At 32.2% G+C, this 2,564-nt stretch carries 2 protein-coding genes; both read left to right on the top strand.

Features of this window, described 5'->3' with window-relative positions; translation table 11 throughout:
• Window positions 1–197, top strand: a 197-nt coding sequence (locus ACXJH6_RS08440) for a hypothetical protein (protein ID WP_456471319.1), incomplete at its 5' end; no start/stop codon positions are given.
• A gap of 1 nt (window position 198) precedes the next feature.
• The coding region (locus ACXJH6_RS08445) for a hypothetical protein (protein ID WP_456471320.1) at window positions 199–2,564 on the top strand (2,366 nt) is incomplete at its 3' end.

Below are 2,564 nucleotides of genomic sequence, written 5' to 3' on the forward strand. Positions count from 1 at the left end.
CTCAAAAAAGGGTAAATAAAAAAAGAGAACAGGCCTATGCTAGAATACAAGAAGAGTGGGAAAAATATAAACAAATTTTGGAAAAGAAAAAGCAAACTAATTTTATAATGGCTAGATGTATAAACCTAGATTCCAATATTCAAAATTGGTTAGAAAAAATTTTAAAAATCAACCAAAAATCTATCATGGAGAAATAAAATGGATATCCGTGATGAGAAATATAAAAAATTAATTTTACAAGCTGAAATTGCTGCTCTTTTACATGACATTGGGAAATTTACAAAGGAGTTTTTAGAGGCTGGAACTGGAAAAGGAGATCCTACGAAAGCTCATACTGTAGATTTTATTAAAAATTATAAACATCTTTCAAAAATAATATTTGAGACAGACCTTCCATCTTTTTGGCTTTCTCATCCTAAAAAAGATACGAAACTGTTAAAAACAATTATTGATTTTATTAATTTACATCATGCAAAAAAAATATCTTTTTTTAAAGAATATTACCAGTCGAAAGAGTTAGAAGATTTTTTATTGCTAAATTATTTATTGATTATGGGAGACATCATAGATTCTTCTTCTTCAAAAGGAGGAGCTAGTTTTAAGCAAAGGGGTAGAAATTTGCGTTTAAATAGATCTCATTTAAAACAAAATAGAGAGAATATTTTTATAGCCACTCCTTTTGGCGAGAAATTGTTTGAAATTGATTTTATAAAACTGAAAGAGAATCAGGAGCAATTTGTAAAAAAATTAGATTCACTTTTAGTTAAATTATACCAAGCAGAGAAGTTAAATTCTTTGATTGAAGGAAGAGAAGAATTATTAAAATTGTTTAATAATTATTGTCGCTTGATATTAGCTGAAACTAGATTACCAACAAATGATATATCCTTATTTCATCATAGTTATGCCACAGCATCTATTTTTAAAGCTATGTTAGCAAGACACCTGTTGCTAAATGAATATGAGGCATGGGATGAAAACAAAAATTTAGCGCAATATAAAGAGCATCTTGCCTATCTTGGAATTTGTTGGGATGAGGATGAACTTTTGGCAAAAAGTTATAGACCAACAGAAATTATAGGTAGGAGAAAAATTTTAGATGATGCTGTTAATCGATTAAAAGATTTTATTGAAACAGATTTATGTTTGGGTAATGAAATTTATAGGGATAGAAATGGTATTTATTTTCTTATCCCTTCTCTGCAAGAAAATTTTGACTTCCAGAAATCAATTACACAACTGATTTGTAATTTTGTAGAGGAAGTGCTTAATTCACAAGAGACTTTTTGGGGAGATTTAAATTGGAGGGTTTTGCGAAGGGATATAGGTGTTTCTGTTTTGGAATTGGCAAAACTACTTTTTAATGAAAAAGGTAATATTGAACTTAGCACAGGACCTCGTAAACCTTTATGGATGCAGTTATGGCAAGATCAATCTAAACAAAAGGAAGTTTGCCCTCGATGCGGATTGAGACCTAAGGAAGCAATGATAGTTAGTGTCGGCAGTGAGCAGGATCGTAGCCGTAGATGTGGGCAATGTAGGCATATTGCACATTTAGGTGGAATGCTTAGAAATCTTTTAAAATATCCAGATTATAGACTCACTCAACAGATGCAAAGATTGTTCGGGATTAGAAAAGAGGATGCTTTTTTTACTTTTGATTTTGACGAGTTATTAAAAAACGAGAATATATCTGAAGAAAAGGGGCGTATTGCTTTGATAAGTGCTTTTTTTAATTTAGAGCCCTTTATAAGCGGAGATGCTTTTTCTAACATTTTAATCGCTTGCCCTGAAGATTTTACTAAGGCACCAGGTAAAGAGGATAAAAGTTATGATTTTTCTGACTGGTCTACTATGTTAGAAGTAGTAAATAAAAGTTGGAATAATATTTTCAGAGGGACGTTAGATGAATCTTCTCTTCACACTTTGCAGCAAGTATTGCAAGATTCTTTTTATGGTGATGAACGTGATGGTAGGATTGAGGGAAAAAGCAGATTGGACAAGGCTAGAAATTTTATTACAGATTATTTGTTAAAAACTCCTTTTTCTCATCATCTAAAGGATGAAGCAGCAAAGATTATAAATTATTCTCTTCGACTCCATCCTGCTCCTTCAAGATTATCTAGTATTTGGGATAGTACCCGCAACTTTTTAAATAGAATTTTAACACTGGGAGAAAGTTATAAAATCCCTTATATCCCTCTGGTCATTGACTCAGGAAGTGTTATGTTTCTTATGCGTGCAGATGAGAAGCTTTGGCAGTGTTGTCTGGATATTTATAATGAATATTGCAATCATTTTGCTAGAGTGCGTCATCTTTTGCCATTTCATTTATGCGTTACTGTTTTTTACCATAAGTCTCCATTATACGTTGCCATTGATGCTGCAAGACGTTTTAGGCGTGTGGCAATGGAAGAGATTGGTGAAAAGCTCTGGAAAGTTAAAGAAGATGTAAGGCGTGAAGGAGAGAACTATATCCTTGAGCTTGAAGACCACAGACAAAGAGATGTGATATGGAAAATTCCTGCATTACTTCCAAATGGAAGAGAAGATAGATTTTATAC

Source organism: Caminibacter sp. (assembly GCF_053999135.1).